This window comes from uncultured Proteiniphilum sp. (genome assembly GCF_937873925.1).
Taxonomy (GTDB): domain Bacteria; phylum Bacteroidota; class Bacteroidia; order Bacteroidales; family Dysgonomonadaceae; genus Proteiniphilum.
Genome location: NZ_CALNAT010000109.1, coordinates 1 through 8506, shown reverse-complemented (window position 1 = coordinate 8506; position 8506 = coordinate 1). Strand labels below are relative to the sequence as shown.

Sequence of the window (8506 nt, the reverse complement as noted above, 5' to 3'; positions counted from 1 at the left end):
AATGAATAAAATAAATCCTGTACGCTTTTTCATAACTCCTCCATTTTCTATTGATCACTAAGAAACTGTTTCAAATTTTACGAGTAATTCAGATTGGATGCTACAAGACAACTTCTCCAATGATATTTACCGCATATTTTCCATCATTATCATACCATTGTGAGAGATTCTTATTGGGAACCCATTTTACGTCATACACACCATTGTATTGTAAAGATTTATCCGGGTCCGGCATCCAGATCCCGACCCTGTATTTTCCTGCCAGATCGACAGGGATATCACCTGTCAAACGATGTCTTAAAGGTTGGTATGATTGCTTATTGAAATCATAGGGTTGCCAATCCCGGGGATCAGCATTGATCCTTACCTCTCTTTTTACATTGTTACTCTCATCAATAAACACCAGGTAAACAGGTTTAGAATTAACCGGCGCTGCAAAACCTGTATTTGTAAATTCCAGGTCATACAATAGCTTTTTGCTTTTTGTTTTCAGGGAAGAGCCGGTTAAATTGAGCCGATAGCCAAGATGGTCCCTCACAAAGTTGAAGAACGACCTATTCACTCTGTTCCCTTTTTCATCCATGAAATAATCTTCCGAAAATAATATATTGTTTTTTACAAGTAGTTCCGGATATACTTTTATATTTCTCCATGATTTGATATTCAATTGATAATTCTGAGTGAGGTCAAAGGCCGAGTAGTGATGGTCTCTTAGTATCCTGAGTGTAGTTTCCGGATCGATGAGTGCTGCCAAACCCCATTCGGTGTTTTCGTCGTAGGGAATCTCCCCGCTCATAAAGAACCAAGGCGACTCTCTCTCAATCTGCCTGTACCACTGACTACCCGGGACGAAATCATTTCCCGGGGCGTGGCTATGCTCGCCAGCCGTAAAATAATCATTGGCGTATGAAATACGTGTTTTATCTTTTTCATTGTCTAAATTCAGCCTGTTCTTATGATCGGGGGTCCTGATCTGAATACTGTAGGGTTCCGGATATACTTTTAACAAGGCGTTTACAATATTACTTTTTGCGGTAAAGTCGTTCTGCAAAGGGGTGGTATGCCATTCTCCCCATGCTCCTAAAAATCCGATCTGTATCGTGGCTATTAACCCCCTGTTTTTTTCCAGTAAAGGTTCCAGCTGATCTATATGCCGTAAGATCCACTTTTCCGATTCACCACCCGAAGCATCCAGACCTTTCCAATTATAAGCAAATCTCAAGATAGCTTTATACCCGTGTTTTTTCAACTCATCGAATATGACTTGTATGTTTTCCAATCCTTCCTGTGAAATATCTTTATCCACCCATTCGGTAAGATAAACATACAATTGTAATAATGTCAGATTCTCGGATTCAGAATCAAAAGCCTTTTCCCGGGCTTCAATAAATCCATTTGGAAATATTTCGTTTTTTCTGAATGGATTCGTCATATCATGGGCAAAATAGTTTGACTCCAAATGAAAACCTCTGTCAGGATTGCGTAACGGGGCAATCTTCACAATATCTTTGGCTGCTTCCGTTGTATTTTTCTGATTCCGGGCAGTGGATTCACCGGGAATAAACAACAGATAAAAAATAAATATGAATATCAACTCGAATCTCATAATCCTATATATGTGGTTACTAAAAAATAAAACGGCACACATTACAAGAGAATCCCTGAAAAATCCGTATGCCGTTTTATAAAAAGTACATTAGAAATTAACCTCACCTATTATACTTATCCGATGCTTTTCAGTGTGGATGATTTCCGTGTTAGCGAATATGATAGAAAAATCGGCTATCTCTTCCAGTTCATCTGTCGGGTCAGGCATCCATAAACCGACTTTGTAATTTCCAGACAAAGAAACAGGTACGTTACCTTTGATATTGTGATATATCTGTTTAAAATCATTCAATTGAGGATCACATGGTTGCCATGTTCTTGGATCCACATTATCCAGATCTACGATCTGAGCCATGTTATCCTGCCCGTCAACAAAAACGAGTTTTATCGGGCGGGGATTAAGGATAGTGGAGAATCCCGTATTATAGACTGTTATATCATAATTGAGCTCTCCTCCCGTCACTTCAAGCTTACTGTCTTCCTTATCCATATACAACCGGTATCCCAAATGATCCCTGACAAACTGGTATGCCGAACGGGCCACTAATTTTCCTTCATCGCTACGGAAATAGCTTTCATCGAAAAGCACATTCTTTTCCTTCAGGGCAGCAGGTGTCAATTCATATCTTTTCCAGTTCGCAAAATTCAACGCATTGTTTTGAGTTACGTCAAATGCGCTGTAATGATGCTCCTTCAATGCACGGATTGAGTTCGGAACCGATATAAGAAAATCCAATCCCCATTGAGTATCTTCATCATATGGAATTTCTCCGACAACTTTCACGTAAGGTCCTTTCTCCATAACCTGGGCGTAATCTGCCGACCCAAATGTGTAATCATTGCCGGGAGCTGCCGGATGTTCCGAAGCAGTGAAATAATCATTGGTGTATCCTACCCGTTTCACATACTCATCACCCAACCCACGCTCTATAAATCTTGCCAGATGACTCGGATAGCGAAGGGCCATAAACCTGTCAGGATAAGCATCAAGGATACCTTTTACCAGCTTGGTTTTATTATCCCAATCAGTACTCATCGGAGACTGGTTCCCTTCACCCCATGCTCCAATAAAACCCATTCTCCAAAGATCTATAATTCCTATATTGTCCCGGATAAAAGGTTTCAATTGCTCCAGATGACGAAAAACATCTTCAAATTCCGCATCCGTAGCATATGGATCATAGTCATAAGCAAAAACAATATGTATCTTATATCCCAATTCCTTGGCATCGTCAAATACCCGCTGCATGTTATCAAAAGCCCCTTGGGAAATATCTTTCCCTACAAAATCGCTCAGGTAAAATGTAAGCTGGGTCAGCGTAAGACTATCCGGCAACGCATTGTTCATTGTTGCTATCTCCGGAATCCAAAGACTGGGAAAAGATACATTGTGCCAGGGGTTCCGAAGATTATGGGAAAAATAGTTACTTTCCAGGTTATATCCTCTTTCAGGATTACGGATAGCTTTTATACTGGTAAGCGGACCGACCTCTTCAGGTTCTCCGGGGTTTTCAGAATCTTCTCCGCGTTCCCCTTCATACTCCCATACCGGGAATGTCGCCTTGTCGTCGGCACAGGACAGTACCGACAACATCGACATGCATATAATTAAAATTGAAAATAATGTAATATGACGCATCGTTTATCTCTTTTTAATTTGAATAATACCTCTACTTATTTGTCATATATGAGCCTTACATTCGCTCCTACGGCCCACACTTCCCAAATGGCAAAATGGTCGAGCATAGCCGCACGGTGGGTATTCTCCCCGATCCCTGTGGCCATCATATATGAGAATGTAGTATTGGTTATTGATTTGTCCTCCCCTTGCTGTTGACCTGCGGTCACCAGTCCCAGTTTCCACTTGTTGACTTTAGGATCTGACTGTGTAGGTTCGTAATTATAGAACAGAGGATCTCTCAATACATTATAGGTTCCTTCCTGTGCAAGTGCTTCTTCATATAATTCCCTGCATTCCGTGACAGTCGGTATTCTCCAACCTGCAGCCGGAAGTTTCTGGAACATGGTCGGGTTAGGACGATAATATCCTCCGAAGGCTCTTACCTGTCCTTCCGTATAAAGATGCGGCGGCGCAAACATATAGTTAGCTTCCTCGATATCCGACCCGTCGGGATATTTCCCGGTACGCAGGTTTTCTGCCAGCCAATATTGCACCCGTCCGTCTCTGTATGAAATTTTAGCCACCTTATAGGTAATTTCCTCATCGCCGCGCACATCTTTGTAGATCATCATCGGATTCACCTCTATGGAAGAAGAGGAACGGGATAAATATTCATTCTCTTCTGTCTTCTTAATGTTCCAATACAAACGCATTGATTTGAACGGATGGCTTGAATATTTGATAAATACATCCTGCAATTGACTGTTGGTAATACCTGCACTGTTTACAGCGCCCACATCGTAGGTTACCACTTCTCCCGTCATCTCATTATTATTCGAGAAAACAATAGAATACGCTGTAGCCGGATCTTCTCCTTCCGTATCCCAGGCAAAACTAACCGGCAGTGCAGGCCTGTCACTGTCTAATGCTACAAGTTTCTGATTCTCCGGAAGAAGTAATCTGGATATCAGACGTTTCACATTCAAGGGCCTGATCTCCAAGGCTGCAATTCCAATATGATCAGTCGGTTTTACCGCCCAGTAAACTGTTCCTGTTCTTCCGTTCTCGATGCCGAACTCGGCAGTGATCTGATCCAGCAATTCAGCCTTAATTGAATAGGATTTAGTATTTCCGGCCTTAAAATAAACAGGATTCAGCAAAACATCGCTGCCGCTCAGGACGAGAGTCGTTCCTCCTTCAATAGTTTCATTCCAGGAGAATGTATATTCGTCAATAGACATTTCATTAAGGTCTATCCCGGCATCTTTCTCCGGTAATGCCAATGTTATATCCGATACGGGCACTTCAACCCTGTAACCGTAATCTTCCTGGCAGGAAGAGAATATATATAACACAGCGGTTATCATTAAATATATGCTATATTTCTTCATTGTATTAATTTTTTTTTAATTAATAACCCGGATTTTGTTCTACAAGACCCTGGGATTCATATATAATACTGGGAGGTATCGGGAATCTCTCATATTTATACTTTCCGTCAACCATTGTTGTGATTTTTCCGGTAGGCTGTCCTTCATATTCTGCTTTTTTAACGGCAGCATCAATGAATTGACCATGCCTGATCAAATCCTGGCGGCGTACGCCTTCGTAATAAAACTCATGACCGCGTTCTAATAACAGTTTATCCAGGAAAGTTTCCACATTGGGAAAATCCGCCATTATATAAGAGTTTAATCCTGCCCGGTTACGGACAGCATTCATATGGTTAATCGCTTCCTGGCTTACACTATTACCATTCCTGACAATAGCTTCTGCCAACAAGGTTATAACGTCCGCATAGCGATAGACAGGTATATCTATTTCACAGTTTTCCCCTACAACACCTTCCATACCAAACTTCTGAGGAACAGCGCCTTTGTACAGAGCGCCTTGTATTCCGCTATCTCTGTCATTCTTCTTGTTGTGCAGTACACCTTCAGTTCCGGTATATTCCCCTACAAGTCTTCCCAATCGGTTATCATTCGGTTCATAAGTTTCGTAGAATGGCCAGGCTACCTTAAATCCGCCCCATTTAGTGATCGTTCTTCCTGAAGGAGACGGATAATCCGACGGCAAAGCATGTGCATGCCATTTATGTTCTATTACACCGGCTTTCGCGGTTGCGGCAAAAATGGTTTCCGTATTTTTTTCCGTAGCCAGATCAAATAACGCATTATAGTCTTCCACTAATTTATAACCATATTCAGGCTTTGTTAATTCACGACCTATTGCTTCCGCTTTTTCCCATTGTCCGGTAAGCATGTAAAATTTCAATAGAACAGTGTTTGCCAATCCTTTGGTGAAACGTCCATAATCGGAAGAACTATAACTGTAAGGCAATATTTCAGCCGCTTCCAACAGGTTGGTTTCAATAAACTCATGCATTTCCGCATCCGTTCTTCTGGGTATCAGTTTTTCATCCCTTGGCGATAGCAATGTTTCCAGATCAGCAATTTGAATAGGACCATACAAATCATAAAGGATAAATGCAAGAAAACCTCTGCCACACTTGAGTTCCGCAATAAGCTGTTCTTTCTGGTTTTCGTTCATCTCAATATTTGAGATCTTATGGATGGACATTGTCATCATAGAGATATAATTATATGAACGGTATTGACTTCTGGAACCTGAATCAATATGCCAGTCATCCGCTTCATACGAATTATATACAGTAGTCCATCCCCATGAGTTCTCACCTATATCCGTTACCATTTCCGAGTTAGTAAAATAGCCTGCATCAGGATAAAAAATACCCCATGGGGAAAATATGGTATAACATGTTCCCGTAACAAGGGCAGTTGCATCTTCCGCATTGGCCGGGAATCCCATACCCTCACCTATCTCACTGTAAAGACCGCTATCGAGTTGACAACCTGTTAACATAACTGCAACGGAAATCACTACGATAAACTTGTTTAATATTTTCTTCATACGATTATTTTATTTAGAATGTTATATTTACTCCCATACCTAACGACCTGATATTAGGATAAGGATAAGGCCCGTTATCGGTTTCAGGATCCAGTCCTTTCCAGTTTGTAATCACAAAAGGGTTGTTTATATTAGTATAGACCCGTACGTTTTGTAACAACTTTACCGGAATCGTATATCCTAAAGTGATGCTACCGCAACGTATGTAATAAATATTACTTACATAATAATCACCCCAGCCATATGTTCCCTGCTTCAGGAAAGTAGGATGATCAGCATTCAGGTTCGTGCTGCTGAAAGACTTGTTCGCCCATGCAGCAACATTGATTACCTGATTCGTATCCATAAATGTCCATTGTTCCAGATAACTTGCTCCTTTGGCCTGGCCGGATTCCCCATAGAGATAAATGGAGAAATCAAAATTTTTATACTTCACTTCATTGTTAAATCCAAAGTATAATCTTGGCGCCCCGCTTCCCTGATATACCATATCTTCATCATCTATCACACCGTCATCATTTTGATCCTTCAAAATAACCATTCCCGGTAGCAGATCCTTTTGAGCCTCAGGTACGGGATCACCCGGACGCATGATCCCTACCGCCTCGTATGTCCACCAGGCATTGAACGGATCGTTATTCGACTGGTATGGCTTCATCGCGATAAATGCAGGACGCTCTTTCCATTTATCTTCATAATGGGACAGAGTCAAAGTCGTATTCCACTTCCAATCCTTATTGGTGATATTGGCCGTATTTAATGTCAATTCATATCCCTGACTTTCTACTTCACCGGCATTGGCCACTATCGATGTAACCTCGTTATAGGAAGGTATCGGTTTACCCCATTGCAACATGTCGCTTACCTGCCTGTTAAAGTACTCCGCTGTAACCTGTATCCTTCTGTTCAGAAATCCGAGATCCAGTCCCACATTAAACTCTGTAGTCGTTTCCCAGGTAAGGTCTTTATTCCCCATAGCGCTTACATAGGCCCCTTTGTGTTCAGAATCACCAAAAACAAAGTTTCTCCAATTGATCGAATAGGTATTCTGAAGTCCATAGCTTACATTCTCATTCCCTGTAGCACCGTATGAAATACGGAATTTACCATTAGACAGCCATGAACCTGTATTTCTCATAAAATCTTCCTCTGTAAATATCCATCCTAACGATGCGGAAGGGAAATATCCCCATCTGTTCTCGGGAGTAAAGTTAGATGAACCGTCTGCACGTAAAGTAGCTTCAACCAGATAACGGTCTTTATAATTATAATTGACACGACCGAAATACGAAGCGATTGAACGTTTGTATGCTCCGGAACCAACTGACTGCCGCTCACTGGAACCTGCACCTAAATTATGATACCAGAATGCATCTGTAAGAAAGTCCCTTGCCATGCCGCTTAAACTCTCTCCATTATATTCCTGAAACGCGTATCCAACCAAACCTTTTATTTTGTGTTCATCAAAATCCCTGGTGTATGTCGCATTAAGGTCTAAAAGATAGTCTGCGGCATCGGTTTGTGCAATTCGTCCCGAACCATTGTTACGTTGTCCCTCCACAGTTGTTTTAGGGATATAAGAAGAACGCTTCTGGAAACGCCTGTCAACTCCTAACTGGCCCTTTACCTCCAACCCTTCTATCGGTTTTAATGTCACATGTGTATTAGCCAGCAAACGATCATTTACTGACAAATCTTTATATTCAAGTAATGAAACCGGGTTGGGAGCGTAAGAGCGCAACGGATCCAGATAGTAATTCCCGTTATCGTCATAAACAGGATTGTCCGGATTAGCTCTTACGGCAGAAGCTATAATACCCGCATATTCTCCTGAATGAGAACCCAAAGGGACATTGTCAAACTTATTCTGAGAATATGTCATCGTTAAACCGGCTGTGACATATTTACCGAAATCCTGATCGAAATTTATACGCCCGGAAACACGTTGTACGTCATTTCTCTTAATTATACCGGCTTGCTTCATATAATTCAATGAAACCAGATATCTACTATGATTACTACCTCCGGCAACCTGAATATTATGCTGTTGCATAAAGCCGGTACGGGTTACCAGATCGAGCCAATTGGTTTCCTGAGCTCTTAAGATCTGATCATTTGTATAATGAGGAACGAATACAGGGGAATTTTCATTTGGTTTAATGTAATCTGCATAGATTCCCAATCCGTTATTTGCAAGATAGTTTTCATAGTACTGTCTGTTCCGCATATCCATGAACTCCTGAACTCCAAGTATCTGGAATTTTTCACTCATTGCTTGTACTGAAGCCTGTCCGGAATAGGTCGTCTGCACTTTCTGGTTACTCCCTCTCTTTGTGGTAATAAGGA

5 protein-coding genes are annotated in these 8506 nt (G+C 41.4%); all 5 read right to left on the bottom strand.

Annotated features, from left to right (window positions below; genetic code table 11):
• Positions 1-100: 100 nt before the first annotated feature.
• Positions 101-1606 (bottom strand): DUF4874 domain-containing protein, encoded by a 1506-nt coding sequence (locus Q0502_RS07435; protein WP_298649118.1) that lies wholly within the window; start codon positions 1604-1606, stop codon positions 101-103.
• Positions 1607-1696: 90 nt separating this feature from the next.
• A complete protein-coding gene (locus Q0502_RS07430; protein ID WP_298649116.1) occupies positions 1697-3202 on the bottom strand; it encodes a DUF4832 domain-containing protein in 1506 nt (501 codons plus the stop codon).
• Between the two features lie 80 nt (positions 3203-3282).
• Positions 3283-4620: a SusE domain-containing protein gene (locus tag Q0502_RS07425; RefSeq protein WP_298649115.1), complete on the bottom strand. Its 1338-nt coding sequence runs from the start codon at positions 4618-4620 to the stop codon at positions 3283-3285.
• Positions 4621-4639: 19 nt separating this feature from the next.
• Positions 4640-6160, bottom strand: a complete 1521-nt coding sequence (locus Q0502_RS07420; protein ID WP_298649112.1) for a RagB/SusD family nutrient uptake outer membrane protein — start codon at positions 6158-6160, stop codon at positions 4640-4642.
• Positions 6161-6173: 13 nt separating this feature from the next.
• Positions 6174-8506, bottom strand: a 2333-nt coding sequence (locus Q0502_RS07415) for a SusC/RagA family TonB-linked outer membrane protein (protein ID WP_298649110.1), incomplete at its 5' end; no start/stop codon positions are given.